The following is a 25,602-nucleotide window of genomic DNA, read 5'->3' as shown; positions in this document are numbered from 1 at the left end:
CAGAAGTTTCGGTTTGATGGCGCGCAAATAGAGGCAGAGATTTGCTCAGCGAAAGGCTTTCGCCATTTGGCCCTTCGACTTCGAATATGCCATTGGCAATAAGCGCTGAATAAAGAGTGTCGCCAAAACATGCGGTAAACCGCTTCTTGTTAAGCGTGAACTCGATCTGGCGGTCCGCTTTTATTAGGTGGCCAAACTTTTGATTGCCAATTTGTTGAATACGCTTTGACATCTAAGAAGCCACCGCCATTTGCAAAAGTGTGCCGGCACCTGCCTGACGGTTTTGAACTCGTGCGCTTCGCCAAAGTGGAGAATCTGTGTTCATCTCGTTCGAGAGGCTTTCCGCCAATAGCGGCATCAAGGCCACTTCAAAATGCTGCGCTCCACAAAAACACATTACATTTCGGTCGCCAATAACATCAAAAAGCGGGTAGCCGTCAGTTGTGGTGACAAACCGTTTCTGATCCATTTGACGAATTCGTCGATCAGCAATGTCGGGGAAATGTTTAAACAAATAGGTCGCCAATTGATCCACGCTGCCAACAGAGCTGAACAAAATGTCGGCTTCTGCAAATCCATATTGCCAAAGGCCCGTGCTGATGTCTTGCTGCGCCGCGTAGGCAAAGTTTTTTTGTTGATGAAAGCGGAGAACCTGATGCGGAAAACTCTGCAGCGGTATGCGTTTAGTCTGTGTTTCCAGCTCAAACTCGATCAAATCATGATCCATCAATAAAACACGGTCAGCTTTATAAGTGGATGTATTGGATTTGCCGGAGAAACGTCCGTCTTTCGTGATATGAGACCGTTCAAATTCATGCCGTTGTAAAAAACTCAATCCTTTGATGTCGATCGGGCTTGGACCAACAAATTGGCGGATATTGTGCTCGTCGAAGCTCACCGCCTCCGGGAAAATCAATTGTTCGCTATGGGTTGCGCTGTGCACGCGTCTTTCACACACAATATTGGCATGAATTGCGGCACCTTCAGTAAACTCAATGAGTTGGCCATGTTGGGGCAGGCGTGCAAAAATTGCGTTTGGGCGCGCGGAAACCAACTCGACATCTTTATATGGCGACAGCAAACGCTGAATCGTTTCAGCGCCTTCCGCAGCGGCTTCAAAAAAATCAGGAGATGTGCAATAGCCAGCGGACAATTGCGGGGAGGTGGGCAAATGGTGAATCTGTTCAGAATCAGAAATATGCAACACCTTCATCCCACCATTTTGGGCGAGGCTTAAAGCCAAAAGGCGCGAAGCTGCATTGCTTCCAAAAATGGCCAAATCGTAATTATCTGTCATATCAACTAATTGTGTTTCGCCCCAACCTGTTGAGTTGCACCATGTCCAGCGCGATGCGTCAATCCGCCTGATCATATTTGCTTAAGATTTTTGTCATTTTGCGCTAAGTAGGTCCACATTATTTAAATTCGGTAGAAGGACGGCACATTGAATTCGTTTTGGGTATCTGCGGTTTTGCTCGCTCTTATTGTTGCGATGGTGCTGTTTTTAACCACACATTTCCGCGCGAAAAGCCGTGAGGAAAACGGTGCCGAAGATCTTTCGCGGCCAAATGCGGACGACGCATTTTATAAGAGCCAGTTGCAGGCGCTGGAAAAAGACAAAGAAAATGGCCTTCTGGATGATGAGCAGTTTCGTGTTGCTCAAGCTGAGTTGGCACGCGAGGCCTTGGCCGCAAAAAAGGCTAATGAAACCAGCACAACTGCTGGAAAATGGCCACTCACTTATAGCCTAACCGCATTAATCAGTTTTCTGGCCATTGGCTTGGGTACATATTATTTCCTCGGCTCGCCTGGCTTTAACAATCAGCCTTTGGCAACCCGGCTGGCCGCCATCGAAAATCTCGATGTAGATGACGCGGTGGCCCAAATTGAGGCTCAATTAGAGATTACACCTGACGATATTCGCGGCTGGCGGGTGCTGGTGCCAGTTTATGTGCGTCAAGGCAATGTAGACAAAGCCGTTACTGCATTTGAAAACATTATTCGCATCGAAGGCGAAAATGCTGAAAACGTAACGGATCTCGCAGAAGCCTATTTGATGAAGTCTCAAGGTAAACCCACTCCAGAAGCTATCGAGTTGCTACAAAAAGCAGTGCAGCTTGATCCACGTCACATCCGTTCGCGTTTTTATTTGGCAAATATCGCGTTGAACAATGAAGAATATGACGTTGCGAAACAGGAGTGGGAAGATATTTTGGCACTGGCACAAGGTGACGAACCTTGGGTTGAGTCAGCGCAGAATGGCCTAGCTGCTGCAAAAGCTGGCTTAGGCGAGGGCGGCCCAACGCCTGATGAAGTGGAAGCGGCATCACAAATGGATGAAGCTGACCGCAATGAAATGATCGCGCAGATGGTGAGCGGCTTGGCAGAACGTCTTTATGCTGATGGCGGCAGCGCAGGCGAGTGGGCCCAGCTGATCAGATCGCGGATGGTGCTAGATCAAATTGAGCAGGCGCGCGCCGATATGGAAAAGGCACGTGAAGCCTTTGAAGACAAAGCAGCGGAAAAAGAAGCCTTGGAAGAGGCGATTGCCCCATTTGTAGACCAATTGAAGAAGGAGCAAAATCAGTGACACGCAAGCAAAAGCGTTTGGCCATTATTGGCAGTTTATCAGCTATTGTGCTGACGGCCGTTGTATTTATCGCGATCGCGATGCGTGGCACGGCATCTTTCTTCGTTGTGCCCAGCGAGATTAAGTCGCAAAGCATTGCTTTAAATCAGGCCGTGCGCCTTGGCGGGATTGTGAAATCAGAAAGCTGGGTGAAGGACGGAACCTCCCACAACTTCTTGGTGACCGACTGTCAGGTCGATATCCCAGTTCATTATAGCGGCATTGTGCCTGACCTCTTCCGTGAAGGCCAAGAAGTGATCGTTGAAGGCTCTTTGGTGAACAATGATCTGTTCGAAGCCACCAACGTGTTGGCCAAGCACGATGAAAACTACGTGCCAAAGGACATGGTCGATAAGTTTGAAGAGAAGGGGCTGTGCCCCGGCCATACAGATCAAGCGTCAGGATAAGCCCTATGTTGAGCATTGAACTCGGTCACTTTGCCCTAATTCTGGCGTTCGCCCTTTCTGTTGTGCAGGTCGGCGTGGCGACCTATGCGTGGCAGCGGCCAAATGAAGGCAGCTTTCAATTTGTGCGCCAAGCCAGCATGCTGCAATTCTTGCTCGTGTTGCTCTCTTTTGCAGCGCTAAGCGTCGCGTTCGTGACTTCGGATTTCTCATTGAAACTCGCTTACGAGCATTCCCATTCTTTGCAACCAACGCTTTATAAATTCACCTCAGTGTGGGGCAACCATGAAGGTTCGATGCTGCTTTGGGTGTTAATTTTGACCTTGTTTGGGGCAGCAGTTGCCATTGGCGGCTCAAACTTGCCCAAGCCAACGCTTAATCTGGTTTTGGGCAATCAGGGCTTCCTTGCATTTGCCTTTATCGGCTTCACTTTGTTCACATCAAATCCCTTTGAACGGCTGCCTGAAATGCCTTTGGAAGGGCGGGATTTGAACCCAATCTTGCAAGATGTTGGTTTGGCCATTCACCCTCCATTGCTCTACATCGGCTATGTGGGCTTTTCAGTGTGTTTCTCATTTGCGGTGGCCGCGCTGATCTCCGGCAAAATTGACGGCGCGTGGGCCCGTTGGGTGCGCCCGTGGACTATGGCCAGCTGGATTTTCCTCACCCTCGGCATCGCGATGGGGTCTTATTGGGCTTATTACGAACTTGGCTGGGGCGGCTGGTGGTTCTGGGACCCAGTTGAGAACGCATCCTTTATGCCATGGTTGACCGGTACGGCTTTGCTGCATTCCGCACTCGTGATGGAAAAACGCGGCGCGTTGAAAATCTGGACGGTCCTTTTAGCCATCATCACCTTCTCATTGAGCCTGCTGGGCACATTCCTTGTGCGGTCGGGCATTTTGACGTCGGTCCACTCATTCGCCACAGACCCATCTCGCGGGTTGGTGATTTTGGGCATGCTCACCTTCTTTATTTGCGGCGCATTCCTGCTATTTGCTTGGCGGGCGCCAACATTGAAAGCAGGCGGTCTGTTCGCGCCAGTTTCGCGGGAAGCGGCGTTGGTGTTCAACAATCTCTTTTTGGCGACAGCAACAATCGCGGTTTTGGTGGGCACGCTTTATCCGCTGGTTTTGGATGCCTTCACTGGCATCAAGATATCCGTCGGCGCTCCATTCTTTGATCTCACATTCGGGGCGTTAATGGTTCCACTATTGCTGGTTGTGCCGTTCGGTCCCTTCCTACCGTGGAAGCGCGCAAGCATCGCGCAGGCGAGTAAGCGTTTGTTTGGTGCCATCGTGATCAGTTTTGTCCTTACAGTGATTGTTTCCGCCTATTTGTGGGAAGGCTTTAGCCTTACTCCACTTGGTCTTTTGCTGGGCTTCTGGGTTATCATCGGATCACTTACTGATCTCGTTGAGCGCAGCAAATTATTCAAGGTTGCGCCGTCCGTTTCGCTGCGCCGTTTGGCCGGATTGCCGAAAAATGTATGGTCAACCAGCTTGGCGCATATGGGCTTGGGCATGACCGTGCTGGGCGTTGTGTTCGTCATGACTTATGAGACCGAAACCATCACCACCATGGAACCTGGCCAACAGCTCGAGACATACGGATATTCAGTACGTTTCATCGACGAAATTGACACAGCTGGTCCCAACTTTACCTCGGAACGGGCAACCTTCGCAGTGGCGCCAATCGGCAGCACAGAGAAAACACTGTCATCCGAAAAACGCAATTATCCGGCACGCCAAATGCCAACCACTGAGGCTGGCATCAAAACTTTTGGTCTGTCGCAAATCTATATTTCGATTGGCGACCGCGTGGGTGAAAATGGCCGCGTGGTGCGTATTTGGACCAAGCCTTGGATCTTGCTCATTTGGCTGGGTGCTGTGGTGATGTCGCTTGCTGGTGCCTATTCGCTTACTGATCGGAAATATCGCATCGCCGCGCCAAATCTGGCTAAAAAACAACAGCTTGGAGCAGCAAGATGAATCGATTTCTGATGGTCTTGATTCTTCTTGTGAGCTTTGTGCCTGCATCATTTGCGGTGCAGCCAGATGAAGTACTGGACGATCCTGCCTTAGAGCAACGCGCCCGCGATATCTCCGCGGGTCTGCGCTGTCTTGTGTGCCAAAACCAGTCAATCGATGATAGCGATGCGGATCTGGCACGCGATCTGCGCATTGTTGTGCGCGAGAGGTTGGTTGCTGGTGACAGCAATGACGAAGTGGTTGAGTTTGTCGTTGCGCGATATGGTGAGTTTGTTTTGCTCAAACCCACTTTCTCAGGTCACAATCTAATCCTGTGGATTGCGGCACCTCTTGTTTTTGTGATTGGCCTCGTGATCGTTTTTGCTGTTTCACTGCGTCAAAAGCGTGTGACAAGTGATGCGACTCTCACCTCGGAAGAGGCGAAGATGTTGGCCGAATTAGCAGAAAGTGAGCCTGACCATGGCAACGAAAATCAAACCAGCGGCAAGCCAACGGATTGAATTTGAAAACAGCCGCGGCGTAAAAATCGCCGCGGCACTCGACCTGCCCAAATCGAGTATTCGGGCTTTCGCGGTTTTCGCACACTGCTTCTCCTGCTCAAAAGATTTTGCCGCCAGCCGCCACATCGCCAACGCCCTTCAAAATGAAGGTATTGCGGTGCTCCGTATCGATTTTACGGGCCTTGGCCACTCTGATGGCGAGTTTTCCAACTCCAATTTCTCCACCAATCTTGAAGACTTGCAAGCGGCTTGCGCTTGGTTGTCCGCCCATCATCGCCCACCTGAATTGTTGATCGGGCATTCGCTTGGCGGCGCAGCTGTGCTGATGGCAGCGCTGGACATGCCAAATGTAAAGGCTGTGGCCACCATCGGTGCGCCTGCCGCACCCGATCATGTTTTGCATTTGCTGGGCGAAAAGCGTGAGGAGATTGCGCAGAACGGCGAGGCTGAAGTGTTGCTTGCCGGGCGGCCATTCCACATTCGCAAGCAATTTATCGAAGATGTTAGTGCGTTTAATTTAACCAACCGCCTGAAAGAGTTGAGGGCTGATCTTTTGGTCTGTCACAGTCCTATTGATACGGTGGTGGGGATCGAAAATGCACAAGAAATTTTCCTGGCCGCGCGCCATCCAAAAAGCTTTGTGTCGTTGGATCAGGCCGATCACCTGCTGTCCAAACGCGAAGATGCTGCTTATCTCGCTGGCGTGATTTCGGCTTGGGCAGCACGGCATTTCCCCAGCACCGAGAAGTTTTATGAAGATGCCGGTCATGTTATCGCGGCTGAAAGCGGCGAGGGGCCGCTGCACCTTAATGTCAATGCGGCAGGGCACGCGCTACAAATTGACGAGCCTGAGTCGGTTGGCGGCACAAATCGAGGGCCTTCGCCTTATGATTTATTGGCTGCTGCGCTTGGTGGTTGCACCACATTGACCCTGCGGCTCTATGCAAACCGCAAAAAGCTCGATGTCGAACATATCGAAACGTACGTTGATCACGAAAAGCGTCATGTAAATGATTGTGAACAATGTGAAGACGGCAAGAAGCGTGTGGACCATTTTGATCGCCGGATTAAGATTGTCGGCAACATCACCGATGCTCAGCGTCAACGCATGCTAGAAATTGCAGACATGTGCCCCGTGCACAAAACGCTAGAGCAAAAATCTCACATCAGCACAGCACTCATGGACAATTGATCCACTTGCCAGTCCACTGGCTTAGGTCTAATAAAGCGCCATGGACATTTTCTTGGCGCTTCTGCCTGCTGATCTCGCCCCATCATTCTCGCTGCTTCTTATCTTGGCGAGCTTTTTCACTTCCGCAACCACGGCCGCATTTGGCTTAGGTGGAGGCGCGATGCTGATCGCGCTTATGACCAGCGTGATGAATCCGCTGATCGCCATTCCTGTGCACGGGGCCGTGCAATTGGGCAGCAATGGTGGCCGCGCAATTGTGCGGTTCAAACATATTGTTTGGCCGTTCTTCTTGTGGTTTGGCATCGGCAGTGCGGTGGGTGTGGCAGTTGGTGGTCAAATCGCACACCTCCTGCCTGAAAACCTGTTCCGCGCGCTGATCGGCTTGTTTCTGATTTACACAGCTTGGGGTCCTAAGCTGAAATCTGTCATCAAATCGCCATTCGTCACTGCCTTCACCGGGTTTTTCGCTGCTGCCATCTCAATGGTGGTGGGCGTTTCCGGTCCTTTGGTTATGGGCTTTTTGCAGGGCTTGAAAGATCGCCGTGAGATGATCGCCACTCACGCCGCTTTGATGACCGCACAGAATATTCTGAAAGTCGTGACCTTCACATTATTGGGCTTTCAATTCGCTGCATATCTACCGCTAATCCTGATGATGGTCGCCACCGGATTTTTGGGCACCTTGCTCGGATCAAAAATGTTGGACGGTTTGTCGGAACCTTTGTTCCGCAAAATCTTTAGGCTTTTATTGACCTTGCTCGCCCTGTGGCTGCTTGTCCAAACCTTTTGGGCTTAAGGCAGCTCTTTGCGAGATTGAGACAAAAATTTGCCAATAGCTGCCATAGTTTGGCCCTCAACATTACAAAAGTTTAATCTACATGTAATCATGTTGAAAGGCACGCTTCTCCATATTGGCAGTCATAGAATTCGTTCCAATAAGGAGGACTTGATGCGACCTGTATCAAAGATAAACCGTAACCGTTTCAAAGCAATTGCTGCTGCGGCGTTGATTTCCACCAGCGCGATTGCCACTGGCGTCTTGTCGACTGCGCCAGCTAACGCACAAATTTCTATTGAAAATGTCGCACCATTTAGCTTTGCTGATTTGGTGGAGGCGGTCAGCCCTGCTGTTGTATCCATTCGGGTGAAAACCCGCATTGAAGAGGCACGTAATCCGTTCAGCAACCGCGATGGTTTCCGCATGCCAGACCTGCCAGAAGGGCACCCTTTCGAAGATTTCTTCAAACAGTTTGAAGACCGCCGTGGCGACCGTGATCGCCCGCGTGAGCGTTTTGGCCAAGCTGTAGGCTCTGGCTTCATCATTTCATCTGATGGTTTTGTGGTCACAAACAACCACGTGATCGAAGATGCAGATGAAGTGATGGTGGTGATGGAAAATGGCGACGAGATGGCCGCCCAAATCATCGGCACTGATCCACGCACAGACCTTGCTTTGCTCAAGCTCGAGGCGGCAAGTGATTTGCCTTATGTTGAATTTTCTGATGCAGAAGCTCGCGTAGGTGACTGGGTTGTTGCCATCGGTAACCCATTTGGCCTTGGCGGCACCGTAACGGCAGGTATCGTGTCTGCCCGCGGTCGCGACATCAATGCCAACGCCTATGATGATTTTATCCAGATCGACGCAGCTGTGAACCGCGGCAACTCCGGCGGCCCAGCCTTCGACACTACTGGTAAAGTGGTTGGCGTGAACACGGCCATCTTCTCACCTAGTGGCGGCAATGTGGGCATCGCCTTCGCTATTCCGGCCTCAACCGTGAAGCAAGTTGTGTTCGATTTGATGGACGATGGTAACGTGACACGCGGTTATCTCGGCGTCTCCATCCAAAATGTATCGAAAGACATTGCGGATAGCGTTGGCCTAGATAAAGCACGCGGTGCATTGGTGACTGAACCTGCACCAGATAGCCCAGCCCAGAAAGCTGGCGTTAAATCTGGCGACATCATCACCTCTGTAAACGGTGAAGAGATGGACGATGCACGCGATCTATCGCGCACCATTGCTGAGTTCTCACCGGGTACAACGGTTGAAATTGGCATCTGGCGCAATGGCGAATCTCTAGAACTTCGTGTTGAGTTGGCCCGCTTGGAAGACGAGCAGGCGATTAACGAAGACGAAGAGACACCGCAAGTTGAGCCAGGTGAGCCGCAAGAAACAGCAACTGGCCTCACATTGGTGCCAAACGACACAGGCGATGGCCTGTTGATCGTGGACATTGATCCAGAAAGCCGCGCCATCGAAAAGGGCTTCGCCCCAGGTGATGTGGTGCTGGAAGCCAATGGCGAGCCAGTAAACACCATCGCAGAGTTCGAACAGCAGATCGAAAAGGTGAAAGAAGCTGGCCGCTCAACCATTTTGATTAAAGCTGCACGTGAAGGCGTATCACGCTTCGTGGGCCTTGCGATTGAGTAAAGTTTAAGCCAACATCTGTCGCGCCCCATTGGGCGCGGCAGAATAATTTGAGTGTCGGGTAAAACGCATATGAAAGTTTTGTTGATTGAAGATGATCGCGACGCAGCGAACTATCTGATTCAGGCACTCGACGAGGTGGGACATGTAGCCCACCACGCCGCAGACGGCGAAACGGGTTACGCCATGGCATCCTCCATGGATTATGATGTGATGATCATCGACCGCATGCTGCCCCGACGTGACGGTCTATCCATCATCGAAAGTCTACGCGCAGAAAACAACAGCACACCTGCCTTGATCCTCTCTGCGCTCGGTGCCGTGGACGACCGCGTGCAGGGCCTTCGTTCCGGCGGCGATGATTACCTCACCAAGCCCTATGCCTTCTCTGAACTTCTAGCGCGCATTGAAGTGCTGGCGCGCCGGGCATCGCCAGCAGAAGGCGCAACCACCTATCAGGTGGGCGACCTCACGCTAGATCGATTGTCGCGCAATGTGGAGCGGGAGGGCGAAAAAATCAGCCTGCAACCCCGTGAATTTCGCTTGCTCGAATATTTGATGAAACATGCCGGGCAGGTGGTCACCCGCACCATGTTGCTGGAAAATGTGTGGGATTATCATTTTGATCCGCAAACCAACGTGATCGATGTGCACATGTCGCGGTTACGCACCAAAATTGACAAGGGCAAATCCAAGCAATTGCTGCAAACGGTGCGCGGCGCAGGGTATATGATCCGTGAGTAGAATTTGGCGCATTTGGAAAACAACGACCTTCCGGCAGAGCGGCTTTTTTGTGCTGCTCTTCGTGCTGTTTTCTGTCACCATTCTTGGCTACATCGCTTACCAAACCAGCATTCTCATTCAGCGCCAGCAAGTCTCCGCCATCAATCGTGAAATTGGCCAACTCAACCGCACCTATCAGCGTGCGGGCACTCCCGGCTTAGTGCAGGGCGTGCAGCGCTTTGCTGATCGGCCGGGGCCAGGCATTTATTATGTGGCCGACCCGACGGGACAAGTCTTGGCGGGCAATGTCAAAGAAATCCCGACTTTCGTGCTGCAAAATCCCGGCGTGCATAGCTTCCGCTATGAGGTTGAGGAGAACTGGCATGATGAGGACGATAATGAGCGTCCAGACCGAGGCTTGGCGCTCGTCAAGAGCTTCCAGTTGCCCTCTGGCTTTTATCTGGTCGTCGGGCGCGACATTGTTGAACGTCGCGGCTTCAGCGCCATTATCTTCGAAGCCTTTGGTTGGGGTGTTTTCTGGATTATCATTCTGTCGGTGCTGCTGGGCACCATCTTGGCGCGCAATATCATGCGACGCTTGGATTTGATTTCCGCTGCCTCAAAGAAGATCATGTCTGGCGACTTGTCCGAGCGTTTGCCGATCACCAAGCGCAATGACGAATATGACCGCGTATCCGAAAATCTCAACGAGATGTTGGAGCGCATCGAAAATCTGATGGCCGGTCTTAAAGAAGTCACCGACAATGTGGCACACGATCTAAAAACACCGCTCACCAGATTGCGCAACAAAGTTGAGCGAGCACTCAACCGCAATGATGACCCGGAGCAAATGCGCCAAGCGCTACAGGCCACGATCGAGGAAAGCGATCAACTCATCCGCACCTTCAACGCGCTATTGTTGATTGCGCGGGTCGAAGCCGGGGCACCGGATGGCAGTTTCGAACTGGTCGCGGTTGACGAAATTATCGAAGATATTGTCGATCTTTATCAACCGGTTGCAGAAGATTCCGGAATCGAATTGTCTACCAATCTCACAAATGTGCCAAAGGTCAAAGGCAGCCGCGAACTGATCGGGCAGGCCATTGTGAACCTCGTTGAAAATGCCATCAAATATGCGAAAGCGGCTGAGGGTGTGCCCAAAATTGAAATTGGGTTGGAACAGCAGCCAAACCAAATTCGCATTTGCGTTAGCGACAATGGGGAAGGCATTCCGGAAAAAGATCGGGAGCGCGTGTTGGAGCGCTTTGTGCGACTTGAGGAAAGTCGGTCAGAAGCGGGTTCAGGTTTGGGTCTTTCTTTGGTTTCTGCCGTTGCCAGACTGCATAAAGGCAAGCTAGAAATATTGGATAATGAACCGGGCACCAAAGTGCTGATCACCTTGCCAAAGGAAAGCTAATTTATGACCGCTGAGCTAATTGCTGAATTGAAACCAGTTTCGTTCAATGTTGGCACGGCGGAAGATTTCCAAACTTGGCACCGTGACTTTGCCCCCAATGCACCAGCCGCTCTAGAGCCAATATTTGCGCCCATCTTCGCGGCATCGCCATTCCTGTTGGATTGTGCCAGCAAAGAAGCTGATTGGCTGTTAGAGGCACTCAATCAGCCCTTTGATGCCATCATTGAAAATCTGTTGGCAGAAACCGATCAACTCGGGCAACTTGATGACGAAGCGGAGATGGCACAGGCCTTGCGGCAGAATAAACGGCGCCTTGCCCTTGTCTCTGCCATCGCCGAAATTGGCCAGGCTACGCCGCCCGCCGCCACAACAAGCGCATTGGCGCTTTTTGCTGACCGGGCGCTCGACGCCATCCTAGATTTCCTGTCGCGCGATTTGGCTGCTCAAGGCAAGTTTGAGTTAAAAGAAGGCGTGCGTCCAAGTGCCCAATTGGGCGTTTGCGTTTTCGCGCTTGGCAAACATGGCGGCCTCGAACTTAATTACTCCTCTGACATTGATATTGTCATCTTTTTCGATCCGGATCGCTCGCCGCTGATCGATGATCCGCGCCACGCGCGCATCTATGAAAAGCTGGTGCGCCAATTGGTGGCGCTCATGCAGGATCGTGATGCCCATGGCTATGTGTTCCGCACAGATTTGCGCCTGCGCCCGGACCCTGGTTCAACACCCGCGATCATCTCCACCCGTGCCGCCATGACTTATTATGAAAGCCGGGGGCAAAATTGGGAACGCGCCGCGTGGATCAAAGCGCGGCCTTGCGCTGGCGATATGGAAGCGGGCGCAGCTTTCCTGAAAGAGCTAACGCCCTTTATCTGGCGCAAACATCTGGACTATGCCACCATCGACGATATCCGCGCCATCAAGCGGCAGATCAATGTCGCTAAAAATATTGTGGGCCGCGAAGTCTATGGTCACAATGTTAAGTTGGGCTTTGGCGGCATTCGCGAAATTGAGTTCTTCGCCCAAACTCAACAATTGATCGCCGGCGGGCGAGAGCCAGGCCTGCGCACCCGGTCCACCGCCGACACGCTCGATGCACTGGCCGATTGCAATTGGATTTCCAGCAAAATTGCCGATGAGTTGGAAGAGAATTACTGGTTCTTGCGTGCAGTTGAAAACCGCGTGCAAATGTTGCGAGATGAGCAGACACACAAGTTGGGCGATAATGATGCTGCGATTGCACCCATCGCATCTCTGATGAATTTTGAAGATGTGGAGAGCTTCAAGCGTGCTTACCAAAGCTGCCTTGTGCGGGTTGTGGGGCATTATGGGGAACTGTTCTCAGATGATGGTGACGAACAGTTGGCACATAAGCTGGTGTTCACGGGCAGCGACGACGATCCCGACACATGGCAAGCCCTGTCCGATATGGGCTTTCGCGACCCAAGCAGCGCCATCACCACCATCAAAAAGTGGCATTATGCCAGCTATCCCGCCACGCGGGCGGATAAAGCAAGGCAAAACCTAACGGCACTCGTGCCACATCTGCTCCATTCGCTGGCCAATGCCCGCAATGCGGATGAAGCGCTGAAACTGTTCGACATTTTCTTGTCTAAACTGCCTGCTGGCGTGCAGCTCTTCGCTTTGCTGCGCAATAATGAACGGCTGCGCCACTTGCTGGTCGACTTCATGGCCTCAGCCCCTCGCATGACTGACGCAATCTTGCGCCGTGTGCACATTGTGGACGGGCTGATTGATCCGGCTTTCTACGATGAAATTCCAACTGTGGCGGCGCTCACCCAAAAGGCCAATGATTTTCTGGGCGAAGCTCGAAACTATGAAGATTTGATCGATCGCTCACGCATCTTTGGTCAGGAACAAATTTTCCTCACCAGCGCGGGCCTTATTGCGGGCACCGTGAAGCCAGAGCAGGCAACCGAGCAATTCTCCGCCCTTGCGCAGAATCTGATGGAATGGCTGTTTGAAGGGGTGCGCAGCGAGTTTGAAAAGAAACATGGCAAAGTGCCCGGCGCGCAGGTTGCGCTTTTGGCCTTTGGCAAGCTCGCCAGCGCCGAAATGTCGGCGACATCTGATTTGGATTTCATCTTGCTCTATGACGCGCCTGAGGGCAGTGATGGGTCAGATGGACCACGCCCATTGGAAACGCCGCATTATTTCACGCGTTTGACCCAGCGCTTGGTGGCAGCCTTGTCCGCGCCCACGGCGGAGGGCGTGCTCTATGATACAGACATGCGCCTGCGTCCGTCAGGCAATGCAGGGCCGCTTGCGACAAGCTTTAAGGGCTTTGATCGCTATCAGCACAAAGAGGCGTGGACATGGGAGCATATGGCGCTCTCGCGTGCCCGCGCCGTGTTTGCGGATGGGGATTTGGGTGAACGTGTACACACGGTCATCTCCGATGCGCTAAACGCGCCACGCGACAAGCAAAAGCTGGTCGACGATGTTTGGGATATGCGCACCCGCATTGAAAAGGATCGTCAGGCCAAATCCGTTTGGGACTTAAAGCTCGCTATTGGCGGCGTGATCGATTTAGAATTTATCGCTCAGTTCGCACAATTGGCATATGGCGATCAGCTGCAAGTACCGCAAGCGCCCCCCAAACAGGTGTTTGAGCGATTGGCCGAAACTGATTTGCTGCCCGAAGCCACGGAGCTAAAGGAAATTCACGAAGAGTTTTCAGCCGTGCTGCAATTGATGAGCGCATGCCTCAACGATCCGTTGAAAATTGAAAGCTGGAGCGAAGGCTTTAAGGAGCTCTTGATCCGGGTGACCCATTTTCCTTCGCTTGATGCGTTGGAAACGGATTTGAAATCTAAGCAGCAGCGGGTGCGGGCGTTGATGGAGAAGTTTATCGTAGTCTAAGGCTTGCCTATGCCACGTGATCCAACGCAACGTCTATCGCTGCTTCTGCCTCATGCTTCGGCAAGGTGATTAAAACGGTGGTGCCAATCCCAACTGCGCTGTCGATATGGATGCGTCCGCCATTCAACTCAGCGATAGCGCGGGCAGTGGCAATGCCGAGGCCCAGTGTATTTTGTTCTTTTGCAAAGGCCGCTTCGCCTAGCACAAATGGTTGGTTCAAAAGCGCCATGCGTTCTTGTGGAATGCCGATACCTGTGTCGGTGATTTCGATAATAACGCCATCCGCGGCATCCCATGAATTCACAGCGATCTTGCCGCCTTTCGGGGTGAACTTCACCGCATTGTCCAAAATATTGTCTAACATGCGTTGCATCAGGCTCTTATCGGCAAACACATCGCCAATCGCATTTGAGAAGTCGACAAATTCCACGCCAATCCGTTCTGCACGCGCTTTATATTTAGCGGTTTGAGATTTCAACAGATCATCGATACGTAGCGCTTCTTCATTCTGCGCCTTGTTGCCAGCTTCAAGTTCAGAAAGCTCCAGGATCGCAGCAAAAGAGTTCAGCAGCGCTTCGCCAGATTTCTTGATGTCACCCAAATAGCCGATATAGCGCTTGTCGCCCAAGGGGCCGAATGGTTCATGCTGCACCAAGTCAGCAAAGCCGATAATGTGGTTGAGCGGGGTGCGCATGTCGTGGCTCAAATGCGCAAGGAAAGAGGTTTTGGAGCGGCTTGCAGCTTCAGCGGCCAATTTGTCAGCAGTGCATTGGCGAAGCAGGGTCTGGCGTTCTTTTTCAAGCGTATCATTGTCGCGCTTTGCCCGCACTTCTTCCGAAATATCTGTGATGATGGTCACGAAATTGCGTTTGGTTTTCGCAATATCTTCAATCCGGATATGGCGACCATCCAAACAAGCGGCAGTTGCCACGCGGTGATTGTCTGCATCATGCACCGTTTCAAAGCGATGCGGATTTGCGGCGAGAGACATAATGTTGGTGAATGGGCGGCCACGCAGCTTGGTGCCGCCTGAAAGGCCCATCATGTCGCGATAGGCATGGTTGTGCCACAGCATGTTGCCCTCTTTGTCCCAATAGGCGATGCCATGGGGCAGGTCGGTGAGGGCACGCAGCAACTCTTTATCTTCTTTGTTTTCATTCAAGCGCAGCAAATAGTCGAGCTGTTGGCGCTCGTCCTGTGCGCTCATGCGGATCAGGGCAACGCCACCAATGGCGCTTAAAATGCCGGTGGAAACAAGCTGTGCCCAAACGCCCAATTCTGCGGTGAAAAAAACCGCGCCCAGCACGGCGATCAGCCATGCCAGCGCCAGTTTTCTCGTCGTTGGAACGAGGGGTTTTGGAGGCTGAATTGCGCTGTGAGGGGAGGGCGCAACCACTTTTTTGTTGTTGGCGTCAACAAGCAAGGAGCGGAGAGGTTTTTTGCGTTGTCCAAACAAGTTGGAAGACTTTTGTTTCAGTGTTCTCAAACGCTTATAAAGCTTTTTAAAGAATCCTGTCCCGACTGCGTCGGATGTCTCCATCGACAACATTTGAACTCTCCAAATTGTCTAAAAAAGTGCCCCCAAAGAGCTATTGTTGCCCTTTGATATGATCAATTTGAATCAAAAAAAGGGGGCTTGTCGACCCCCTTTAAATAGGCAAATTTTGCCCCTGCAAAAACCGTGAGTCTTTTGAATCACTTACCGATCAAAAAAATTTAACCCTCTAAGGTTTTGTTCACCATTTCCGACAGGTTTGGCGAAATGTTCTCCATGTCGCGTATGCGCTCAAGCGCCGTGCGTGCTGCATTTTGGCGTTTTGATTCGAAATTTTTCCAAATGCGGAACGCCACAGCAAAACGCCCGGCCACTTGCGGATTGAACTTATCAATATGCATAATAATGTCGGCAATCAAATCAAAGCCAGCACCATCCTCGCGGGCAAACTGTGTGGGATTGCCCTGCGTGAAGCTGCCAAACAAGGCGTAAACCCGGTTTGGTGTTTCCAGCGAAAAGCGATCATCGGCCATCAGCGAGTGAATGCGATCAATGGTGCGATCATCATCAATTGAGGCATTGAGCGATAGCCACTTGTCGAACACTGTCATAGGTTCGGCGAAGTTTTCTTTGAAATGTGCCAACAGCGGCTCTGCCCGATCAGGGGCATAAGCGCACATAATGGCTAACGCAGCCTGACGATCCGTCATGTTCTGCGCCTCGTTATAATGGGTTTCCACCATTTCAAAGATTTGCTTGTCGTTCAGCGCGGCCAAAAGGCTCAAGCTCTGGTTGCGCAACGACCGCATGCCTGATTGCTCTGCATTCGGCTCATATTCGTCCGGCAAATGTAATGCCGAATATAGCGATACCAATTGCCCGCGCAGCCGCTCTGCAATCGCCCGGTCCACGTCGCGCTTAATCGACTTGATGTGGTCCGGGTTGATGTTTTCACCAACGCGCTGGGCATAATCTTGATAGTTTGGCAGCCGCAGGCTCAACGCTTTGAATGAAGGTGACATATCTTGGCTATCGAGCGTTTGGCTCAGCGCAGAAGCAACCTGATCCAACAGATCAAGGTCTAGCGCTGGTCCATCCACCGCCATGCTTGGCGATACAATGTTCAAAATGGCTGACTGCAAGCTTTCCCAGCGGTTAAACGGATCGCCGTCTAGGCGTGCGCGATGCAAATCCTCTTCAAGGCTTGCCTTGGTCTGGATCGTCACTGGCGCAGAAAACTCGCGGAACAGCGACACAACTGGCGCACTTGAAACGCCGTGGAACTGAACGGTCACGTCTTCTTTGTCCATAATGATCAAATCATCACGCACCTCAGCGCCTTCAACGCTGTCCCATCCCAAATCGTCGCCATTGTTGGACACAAGGCCAAACTTGATGGGCAGCACCATAGGCGATTTTTCGCTTTCGCCGGGCGTGGCGGGCACCGTTTGCTTCAGCTCCAATGTGAACTGCTTACTTTCCGCATCATAAGCAGTGGTGTAGCTAACCTGCGGGCGCCCAGCTTGTGTGTACCATTTCTGGAATTGGCTCAAATCGCGCTTGCTCACATCTTCAAAACATTTGATGAACTGTTCAATGGTTGCCGCTTCTCCATCATGGCGTTCCAAATACAAATCCACCCCTTCATGGAAGGTCTCTTTGCCCAAAAGTGTCATCAACATGCGCACCACTTCCGCGCCTTTTTCATAAACGGTCGTCGTGTAAAAATTGTCGATCTGCTCATATTGGTTTGGGCGCGGTGGATGGGCGAGGGGGCCGCTATCTTCAACAAATTGAGATTGCCGCAAGCCCTTCACATCATCGATACGCTCAACATCGCGGAAGCGCTCATCAGATGAGAATTCCTGATCGCGGAAAACAGTGAGCCCTTCTTTCAAGCACAGTTGGAACCAGTCACGGCAAGTGACTCTGTTGCCAGTGTAATTGTGGAAATATTCGTGCGCAATAATCCGCTCAATCAACGCATAATCCTGGTCAGTCGCTGTTGCAGGATCGGCCAGCACATATTTGTCGTTGAAAATGTTGAGGCCCTTATTCTCCATCGCACCTGCGTTGAAGTCGCTCACGGCCACAATATTGAACACATCCAGATCATATTCGCAGCCAAAGCGTTCCTCATCCCACTTCATAGAGCGAATAAGCGCATCCATGGCATAGCGACAAAGCTCTGCTTTGCCTGGCTCTGCGTAAATGTTGAGGTCTACTTTTTTACCAGATTTTGTGGTGAAATTTTCTGAAATTTTATCAAGTTTTCCAGCCACCATCGCAAATAGATAAGATGGTTTTGGATGCGGATCATGCCATTCAGCGAAATGTCGGTTATTGCTCATTTCACCGCTGTCGACCGGGTTGCCGTTTGAAAGCAGCACTGGCGCCAAATCTTTGTCTGCCACCATTTTCACCGTGAAAACGGACATCACGTCGGGGCGATCCAAGAAATATGTGATGCGGCGGAAGCCTTCGGCCTCACATTGTGTGCACCAATTGCCGGACGAGCGGTAAAGCCCTTCTAGGCTCTTGTTCTTTTCCGGCTCCACATCCACCACGGTGCTCAGCACAAAGCTTTGCGGCGGGTCGAGCAGCTTTAGCCCGCTCTCGCTCAGCTCATATTGGCCAGCGCCAAGCACTTCGTCGCCAATGGCAATGGATACCAATTCCAAATGTTCGCCGTCCAGTTCCAGCGGGGTGCCATCTTCAACGCCCACTTGTCGTTCAATGTGCAAATCGGTTGTGATGCGCGTGCGTTCTGGGGTGAAGTCCACCCACATTTCCGTTTTCGGAATCAGATAGTCGCTTGGCTTATAGTCTTGTAAATAAATGATTTTCTGCTCTTCGCTGCGCATGATTTTTGTCCGATATATGTTGGAACTGTGTCCAGAAATGACACATTTTGTCGCACTGTTGCCTCTCTGCAACAGCCACGAATCGTCTTTGGCGATATTCTGAACGGCTTGGTCGCGATTGCCTAGCGCCTAATCCTAAAGGTTCACAATGTTAAATTCTGTTTTTAATTGGTTCGAGCGGATCTATCCGCCCACCGAGCTTGCAAAAAATCCGCATCCTCCGCAAGGGGTCAAGGATTTCTATGTTTATTTCTTAAAGCAATTCCGCTGGGGTTTGCTCGCAAAAATGACATTGGTTGCCATTGGCGCCACCATTGATGCGATGATCCCAGTGTTCTTGGGGCAAATTGTTGATTTGGTTTCAAACGAAAGTCCTGGCAACATTTTCACCAGCCATGGTGCCATGTTGCTCGGTTTTGCGCTTGTGATCATTTTGCGTCCAGCGGCATTCACATTGAGCTCGCTGGTGCATTTCCATACCATTTTTCCGCCCATGATGGGGCGGACGCGTTGGCAAAGCCACTGGCATGTGGTGCGCCAAAGCTGGGCCTATTTCCAGCGTGACTTTGCTGGCCGTATCGCCAGCAAGATCATGGAAACGGGTAATTCGCTTGAATCAAGCACCATGCAGGCCATCGACTCTGTTTGGTACATGGTCATCTTTTTGATCGTGGCGATTACTGTGCTGATCAATGTCGAGCCGGTTTTCGTGCTGCCGCTTTTGGTGTGGCTGATCGTTTATCTGGGCATCATGACCAGATTTCTGCCGCGGATCGCAAAGCGCTCAAAGGATAACTCCGAAGCGCGTTCTGTGGTCACGGGCCGGATCGTGGATTGCTACACCAATATACAGACCCTCAAAACATTCGCTTCAAGCAAGTTCGAGGATGAATATGTGGCGGGTTCGGTGAAGAACCACACCAATGTGCTGCACCGTTTGATGCGCGAATTCACCAAGATGTGGACATTGCTGTTCCTCATCAATGCTGTGTTGATGGTCAGCGTGGGCTATATGGCGCTCTATTTCTGGAATGAGGGCATGATCACCGCTGGTAAACTGGCGACCATCATTCCGTTCGTCTGGCAAACGGTGAACATTTCCGGCTGGATTTTGGAAGTGGCCACCAACATTTTCCGTGATTACGGCACGGTGCAAGACGGCGTGGACACCATCGCCCGCCCGATCACCATGTTGGATGCGGACGATGCGGAAGAACTCGACGCTGATAAAGCAGGCATTGAGTTTAAAAATGTGCACTTTGCCTATGATGCGGACAAAACGACCGATAAGCCGCGCGTGATTGAAAATCTAAATCTGAACATCAAACCGGGCGAAAAGATCGGTTTGATCGGGCGGTCAGGGGCGGGCAAATCGACCTTGATCAATTTGCTGCTGCGCTTGTTTGATGCGCAATCGGGTGAAATCCGCATTGATGGACAACGTATTGATGAAGTGACGCAGGATAGCCTGCGCCGCGCCATCGGTTTTGTGTCGCAAGACACATCATTGTTGCACCGTTCAGTGGGCGAAAACATCAAATATGGCCGTCCAAACGCGTCAGATGAAGACATGATTGCTGCGGCCAAACAGGCCAAAATCCATGATGTGATTTTGGGCTTGGAAGATGAGAACGGCAACAAAGGCTATGACGCCCGAGTGGGCGAACGTGGGGTGAAGCTTTCTGGTGGTCAACGCCAGCGGATCGCTATTGCTCGCGTGTTGCTCAAAGATGCACCTATTTTGATTTTGGACGAAGCAACCTCCGCACTCGACAGTGAGGTGGAAGCCGCCATCCAAGAACAATTGCAGCATTTGATGACCAACAAAACTGTCATCGCCATTGCACACCGCTTAAGTACCATCGCCGCCATGGACCGACTTTTGGTGATGGATCAAGGGCGGATCGTTGAACAGGGCACACATGAAGAACTGCTCAAGGCCAAGGGGCATTATGCTTCTTTGTGGCATCGCCAGTCCGGCGGTTTCGCCAATATGGAGGGGGCAGACCCGGCCATTCCGAGCGGTTGATTAAAAGACAAAAAACGAATATAGAAAGAAAAATCTTTCTTAAAAGGCGAATATAATGATAACAAAAATATTTGACTGGTTCGAAAGCCGGGTAGAACCCTTCCCGGAAAAGGACCCGCAATTACCGCCGAAAACCTTGGTGGCATTTTGCCGACATTATTCCAAAGGCTTGGAGCTTTGGCTCGTGCTTTTGGCGCTCGGCGCTGCCATTTTGGCCATTCTCGAAGTGGTACTGTTTGGCTTCTTGGGCAATGTGATTGATTGGCTATCAACGTCTGATCCTGAAACATTCCTGCAAGATGAATGGCCAACATTGCTGATGATGGCGGCGATCATTTTGGTGATTAAGCCCGCAACAGCGGCCTTTTCATCCTTTGTGATGCACCAGACTTTGCTGGGCAACTTCCCCATGCGGATTCGCTGGGATGTGCATGGCTATTTGATCCGCCAATCCATGACCTATTTTCAGGATGAATTTGCCGGTCGTATTGCCACCAAATTGATGCAGACCTCTTTGGCGGTGCGCGAAACCGTCATGAAGATTTTGGACATTCTGGTCTATATCTCGGTCTATTTCATCGGCATTCTGTTTGTGATGGCCAGCGCTGATTGGCGCTTGATGGCGCCGTTCGCCATCTGGTTGGTCGCCTATGTGTCCATCATGCGCTATTTCGTGCCGCGCATGCGTGACGTGTCACAAAAGCAAGCCGACGCGCGTTCTGTCATGACGGGTCGCATCGTTGATAGCTACACAAACATTGCGACAGTGAAATTGTTCTCGCACTCCGGTCGTGAAGCTGGCTATGCCCGCGAAGGCATGAGCGGCTTTTTGCAAACCGTTTACAACCAGATGCGGTTGGGTGCGAGCCTCGACATCATCATCGACACATTGAACTCGCTTTTGCTGTTCTCTGTGGGTGCGGTTGGCATCATTTTGTGGCTGAACGGGGTGATGACACCGGGGCCAGTGGCCATTGGTATCGGCATTGTGTTGCGGATCTGGGGCATGTCGCACTGGATCATGTGGGAAATGTCTGCCTTGTTCGAAAATATCGGCACGGTGCAGGATGGCATCAACTCCATCTCATTGCCGCGATTGGTGGCCGACAAAAAGGACGCAAAGCCGATTGGTGAAGTGAAGGGCGACATTAAATTCAACAATGTCACCTTTAACTATGGCGCCGATAAAGGCGTGATCACCGATATGAATTTGCACATTCCTCAAGGACAGAAAGTTGGCCTGGTTGGCCGCTCTGGTGCGGGCAAATCCACTTTGGTGAACATCTTGCTGCGCTTTTATGATGTGGAGCAGGGCACCATCACCATTGATGGCAAAAACATTTCCGATGTGCAGCAGGATACGTTGCGCGAACAATTGGCCATGGTGACGCAAGATACATCCTTGTTGCACCGTTCAGTTCGGGAAAACCTGCTTTATGGTCGTCCTGATGCGACGGAGGAAATGATGATTGCGGCGGCCAAAAAGGCCAAAGCGCACGAATTCATTCTCGACCTTGTCGATCCGCAAGGGCGCAAGGGATATGATGCGCATGTGGGCGAGCGAGGGGTCAAACTCTCAGGTGGTCAACGCCAGCGTGTCGCCATCGCGCGGGTATTGCTCAAAGATGCCCCGATTCTGATCATGGACGAAGCCACCTCAGCTTTGGACAGTGAAGTGGAAGCAGCCATTCAAGAGCAGTTACATCAACTGATGGAAAACAAGACCGTGATCGCCATTGCACACCGCCTGTCTACGATTGCAGAGATGGATCGGTTGATCGTGATGGATCAGGGTAAGATCATTGAAGATGGCACCCACGCTGAATTGCTCGAGCGCAATGGGCATTATGCGTCCTTGTGGAAACGCCAATCCGGCGGCTTCATCGATTATGGTGATGAAGAAGAAAAATCTGCATAACAAAAAGGGCGGTTTCGACCGCCCTTTATTTTATCGCGACATTATCGATCAGCCGCACATCTTCCAAAAACACGGCGGCGAACAGCCGGGCAGGGCCATCTAGCTGCTCCAGCAATTCAAGGTTCTTGCTGTCGCGAAACTCAAAATAATCAACTTTGCCAAAGCCGATTTCGGCAAGGCGTGTTTTTGCGTCCTGCACCGCATCAGCAATGGTCTTGCCCGTTTGCACGTCGATTATACACTTGCCCATCACATTGCGCAGCGATGGCGCAATGGCACGCGCTTCTTCGCTCAGCCGCACATTGCGGGAAGACATGGCCAAGCCATCGTCCTCGCGCATGGTGGGGCAACCAATCACCTTAATATCAATATTAAGGTCAGCCACCACTCGGCGGATGATTTGCAATTGTTGGAAGTCTTTCTCGCCGAAAAACGCTTTGTCAGCGCCAGTTTGCAAAAACAGCTTGGTGACCACAGTCGCCACACCGTCAAAATGGCCAGGGCGTGTCGCGCCGCACAGGCAATCAGTCAGTCCCTCAACGCTCACTTTGGTTGCAAATCCATCTGCATACATTTCGTCTGCATTGGGGATATACACCACATCGACGCCCATCGGCTTGAGCATTGCTAAATCGGCCGCTTCTGTCCGTGGATAGGCTGCAAGGTCTTTCGGGTCATTAAACTGTGTTGGGTTTACAAAAATTGAAACGATCACCTTGTCGCTTTTGGCCTTTGCGGCATCGACCAGGCTCAAATGCCCCTTATGCAGGGCGCCCATAGTTGGTACAAAACCTACAGTCTGGCCAGCCTTGTGCCATGCTTTTCGCGCTGCGCGCAGTTGGGCAATTGTCCGTGCAATTTTCATAAATTAAGTCTTCTTTTTACCCGCATAAACATGTGCATCTGTCGGGAAGCTGCGTTGCCGCACTTCTTTTGCGTAATGTTCAATTGCTTCGTCCGCCATGTCTGCCAGTTCAGCATAGCGTTTCACAAATTTCGGTTTAAAGCTGGAAAATAGGCCAAGCAAATCATCCACCACCAAAATCTGCCCGTCGCATTCAACTGATGCGCCAATGCCGATGGTGGGAACTTCAAGCAATGCGGTGATTTCATTGGCCAATGGCTCGGTCACCATTTCCAATACAATGGCAAATGCGCCGGCTTCTTGCACCGCTTCGGCATCCGCTAGAATACGCTGATGGTCATCGCCACGCCCTTGCACAGAATAGCCACCCATGGCTTTCACGGATTGTGGTGTCAGCCCAATATGCCCCATCACCGGAATGCCGCGTTGGGTGAGATAGGCGATGGTCTCTGCCATATGGGCGCCGCCCTCAAGCTTCACCGCTTCGCAGCCCGTTTCGCGCATCAGCCGTGCCGCATTTTCAAATGCCTGCTCTTTATTATGTTCATAAGAACCAAAGGGCATATCAACCACCAGCAACGCTTTTTCAACGCCGCGACGCACCGCTTGCCCATGCAGGATCATCATGTCCATGGTTACGCTGAGGGTGCTTTCAAAACCATGCAGCACCATGCCCACACTGTCGCCCACCAGCACAACATCGCAATGCTTATCCACCAGTCGCGCCATCGGGGTGGTATAGGCGGTGAGGCACACAATCGGGTCTTGCCCCTTTTGCGCTTTTAGGGCGTGGCCGCTAGGTGTTTTGAATTTGGAGTTGGCGCTCATCTAAATGTCCTTTGGTTTGCCTGCTGGCATCCGACCAAATAGATGGCCTTATTCGCAATAGGACCTTCGTTTAGGCGTCTTGGCCTGGTCCGCAATAAATGCCGTAAAGGGTGCGCAGCACCGCTTCAACTTCTTCCGAAGCCAGAGAATAAAAGATCACATTGCCGTCGCGGCGGGTTTTCACCAGCTTGAGGTTCCGCAATTTCGCCAAATGCTGTGACAAGGCAGGCTGTGACAGGTCAACTTGCCCCGCAAGGTCCAACACAGACATCTCGTCTTCCACCAGTTTGCACAAAATCAACAGGCGTTTCGGGCTAGACATGGCCGACAGCAATTCAGAGGCTTCAGCTGCCCGTTCTTCTAATAATTGAAAATCGCTCGGTGCGCTCACTATCTTGTCCCTTAAATGGTTGTTGTTTTTTAACAAATTTTTCCTGAACCGCAAATTCAAATTTTATTTAAATCAGGCCTTGCATTATATTAGTGATTACTTATATACCAATATGCGAGATGACACAAACGTAATTCAAAAAACGACAGGGTACACATATATGACTGAATTTACGCCAATTGAAGCCATCATAGGGGGAGGGTTGATTGGTATCGCTTCTGTGCTGCTCATGGGGTTGCATGGTCGCATTGCAGGTATGACCGGCATTTTGGCTGGTCTCTTGCCACCATTTGTTGCGGATAAGGGCTGGCGCGCTGCCTTTTTGATTGGCGCCATTTCAGGGCCTTTGGCTTTGTTTTTGCTCACTGGCACGCCTGTTGATTTTCAAAATCCAGTGCCACTTTGGGCCATGATCGTCGGCGGCTTTATTGTCGGCATCGGCGTTAATTATGGCTCGGGCTGTACTTCGGGCCACGGCGTGTGCGGCATGGCGCGTTTTTCAATTCGCTCCATCGCGGCAACAGCAACCTTTATGCTTTCAACCTTCATCACTGTTTATGTGGTGCGGCACATTTTGGGGGTATTTTAAGATGCGATTGATTTCATTTTTCGCCATCGGCCTCATTTTCGGCATGGGCATTGCCCTGTCTGGCATGGCCAACCCAGCCAAAGTGCTGAACTTCTTTGATGTGGCTGGCAATTGGGATCCAAGCCTTGTGTTGGTGATGATTTCAGCCTGGTTGGTCACGGTTGTGGGTTATTTTGTGGTGTTGAAACGGCCAAAGCCTGTGTGGGCAGAAGTGTTCAACTTGCCACAAGCCAAGCAAATCGATTTGCCGCTTATTGGTGGTGCAGCCACGTTCGGCATCGGCTGGGGGCTAACCGGCTATTGCCCAGGTGGGTCAATTCCAGCACTCGGCCTTGGTTTGCCTGAACCCTTTATCTTTGTTGCGGCCATGATTGGCGGCATCATCTTTGCAAAATTCTTGCGGTCCCGCGGCACCTTTGCGCGTGTTGCTAAGGCTTCGCAGTAAACGTCCTCGAT

20 protein-coding genes are annotated in these 25,602 nt (G+C 51.5%); 14 read left to right on the top strand and 6 right to left on the bottom strand.

The window, feature by feature from the left end; translation table 11 throughout:
- Positions 1–232: 232 nt before the first annotated feature.
- Entirely contained in the window at positions 233–1,372 is a 1,140-nt protein-coding gene (locus tag ATL17_RS08920; RefSeq protein WP_133572460.1) for a hypothetical protein, read from the bottom strand.
- Between the two features lie 72 nt (positions 1,373–1,444).
- On the opposite strand from ATL17_RS08920, the gene ccmI reads away from it, so the two are divergent.
- The 10 genes from ccmI to ATL17_RS08870 all read left to right on the top strand — a co-directional run bounded on the left by ccmI (position 1,445) and on the right by ATL17_RS08870 (position 14,167).
- Positions 1,445–2,590, top strand: coding sequence for a c-type cytochrome biogenesis protein CcmI (gene ccmI / locus ATL17_RS08915; protein WP_133572459.1), 1,146 nt, complete (start codon positions 1,445–1,447; stop codon positions 2,588–2,590).
- A complete protein-coding gene (ccmE, locus tag ATL17_RS08910) occupies positions 2,587–3,036 on the top strand; it encodes a cytochrome c maturation protein CcmE (RefSeq protein WP_166638968.1) in 450 nt (149 codons plus the stop codon). The genes ccmI and ccmE overlap by 4 nt, the downstream gene beginning before the upstream one ends.
- An 8-nt stretch (positions 3,037–3,044) precedes the next feature.
- Positions 3,045–5,024, top strand: coding sequence for a heme lyase CcmF/NrfE family subunit (locus ATL17_RS08905; protein WP_133573145.1), 1,980 nt, complete (start codon positions 3,045–3,047; stop codon positions 5,022–5,024).
- Positions 5,021–5,524, top strand: coding sequence for a cytochrome c-type biogenesis protein (locus ATL17_RS08900; RefSeq protein ID WP_133572457.1), 504 nt, complete (start codon positions 5,021–5,023; stop codon positions 5,522–5,524). The genes ATL17_RS08905 and ATL17_RS08900 overlap by 4 nt, the downstream gene beginning before the upstream one ends.
- A complete protein-coding gene (locus tag ATL17_RS08895) occupies positions 5,484–6,716 on the top strand; it encodes a bifunctional alpha/beta hydrolase/OsmC family protein (protein ID WP_133572456.1) in 1,233 nt (410 codons plus the stop codon). Before ATL17_RS08900 ends, ATL17_RS08895 begins: the two co-directional genes overlap by 41 nt.
- Positions 6,717–6,756: 40 nt before the next feature.
- Positions 6,757–7,512 (top strand): sulfite exporter TauE/SafE family protein, encoded by a 756-nt coding sequence (locus ATL17_RS08890; protein WP_133572455.1) that lies wholly within the window; start codon positions 6,757–6,759, stop codon positions 7,510–7,512.
- Positions 7,513–7,665: 153 nt separating this feature from the next.
- The gene (locus tag ATL17_RS08885; protein WP_133572454.1) at positions 7,666–9,147 is read left to right on the top strand and encodes a Do family serine endopeptidase; all 1,482 of its coding nucleotides are present in this window, start codon (positions 7,666–7,668) and stop codon (positions 9,145–9,147) included.
- 69 nt (positions 9,148–9,216) lie between these two features.
- Positions 9,217–9,888: a response regulator transcription factor gene (locus ATL17_RS08880; protein WP_133572453.1), complete on the top strand. Its 672-nt coding sequence runs from the start codon at positions 9,217–9,219 to the stop codon at positions 9,886–9,888.
- Positions 9,881–11,284 carry a sensor histidine kinase gene (locus ATL17_RS08875; RefSeq protein ID WP_133572452.1) on the top strand — a complete coding sequence of 468 codons (1,404 nt, stop codon included), beginning with the start codon at positions 9,881–9,883 and terminating at the stop codon, positions 11,282–11,284. The genes ATL17_RS08880 and ATL17_RS08875 overlap by 8 nt, the downstream gene beginning before the upstream one ends.
- 3 nt (positions 11,285–11,287) lie before the next feature.
- Positions 11,288–14,167, top strand: a complete 2,880-nt coding sequence (locus ATL17_RS08870) for a bifunctional [glutamine synthetase] adenylyltransferase/[glutamine synthetase]-adenylyl-L-tyrosine phosphorylase (RefSeq protein WP_133572451.1) — start codon at positions 11,288–11,290, stop codon at positions 14,165–14,167.
- 7 nt (positions 14,168–14,174) lie between these two features.
- Here the strand turns inward: ATL17_RS08870 and ATL17_RS08865 are convergent, their stop codons facing one another.
- Together ATL17_RS08865 and pepN are read right to left on the bottom strand one after the other, a co-directional pair.
- Positions 14,175–15,473 (bottom strand): PAS domain-containing sensor histidine kinase, encoded by a 1,299-nt coding sequence (locus tag ATL17_RS08865; protein ID WP_166638967.1) that lies wholly within the window; start codon positions 15,471–15,473, stop codon positions 14,175–14,177.
- Between the two features lie 410 nt (positions 15,474–15,883).
- Positions 15,884–18,526 (bottom strand): aminopeptidase N, encoded by a 2,643-nt coding sequence (pepN, locus tag ATL17_RS08860; protein ID WP_133572449.1) that lies wholly within the window; start codon positions 18,524–18,526, stop codon positions 15,884–15,886.
- Positions 18,527–18,812: 286 nt separating this feature from the next.
- On the opposite strand from pepN, the gene ATL17_RS08855 reads away from it, so the two are divergent.
- Positions 18,813–20,555, top strand: coding sequence for an ABC transporter ATP-binding protein (locus ATL17_RS08855; RefSeq protein WP_246028672.1), 1,743 nt, complete (start codon positions 18,813–18,815; stop codon positions 20,553–20,555).
- A gap of 55 nt (positions 20,556–20,610) precedes the next feature.
- Positions 20,611–22,473 (top strand): ABC transporter ATP-binding protein, encoded by a 1,863-nt coding sequence (locus ATL17_RS08850; RefSeq protein WP_133572447.1) that lies wholly within the window; start codon positions 20,611–20,613, stop codon positions 22,471–22,473.
- A gap of 25 nt (positions 22,474–22,498) precedes the next feature.
- Here ATL17_RS08850 and panC read toward each other — a convergent pair whose 3' ends face one another.
- The 3 genes from panC to ATL17_RS08835 form a co-directional block, all read right to left on the bottom strand.
- Positions 22,499–23,338, bottom strand: coding sequence for a pantoate--beta-alanine ligase (panC, locus tag ATL17_RS08845; RefSeq protein ID WP_133572446.1), 840 nt, complete (start codon positions 23,336–23,338; stop codon positions 22,499–22,501).
- A gap of 3 nt (positions 23,339–23,341) precedes the next feature.
- A complete protein-coding gene (panB, locus tag ATL17_RS08840; protein ID WP_133572445.1) occupies positions 23,342–24,166 on the bottom strand; it encodes a 3-methyl-2-oxobutanoate hydroxymethyltransferase in 825 nt (274 codons plus the stop codon).
- 70 nt (positions 24,167–24,236) lie between these two features.
- Complete coding sequence (locus ATL17_RS08835; RefSeq protein ID WP_425462423.1) at positions 24,237–24,557, bottom strand: ArsR/SmtB family transcription factor; 321 nt, start codon at positions 24,555–24,557, stop codon at positions 24,237–24,239.
- Positions 24,558–24,717: 160 nt separating this feature from the next.
- On the opposite strand from ATL17_RS08835, the gene ATL17_RS08830 reads away from it, so the two are divergent.
- Positions 24,718–25,146 (top strand): YeeE/YedE family protein, encoded by a 429-nt coding sequence (locus ATL17_RS08830; RefSeq protein WP_133572444.1) that lies wholly within the window; start codon positions 24,718–24,720, stop codon positions 25,144–25,146.
- A 1-nt stretch (position 25,147) separates the two neighbouring features.
- Positions 25,148–25,591, top strand: coding sequence for a DUF6691 family protein (locus ATL17_RS08825; protein WP_133572443.1), 444 nt, complete (start codon positions 25,148–25,150; stop codon positions 25,589–25,591).
- Positions 25,592–25,602: the final 11 nt, after the last annotated feature.

This window comes from Maritalea mobilis, assembly GCF_004363175.1.
Taxonomy (GTDB): Bacteria; Pseudomonadota; Alphaproteobacteria; order Rhizobiales; family Devosiaceae; genus Maritalea; species Maritalea mobilis.
Note: the sequence above shows the minus strand (reverse complement) of the source record. Positions and strands in the feature narration are given on the sequence as shown.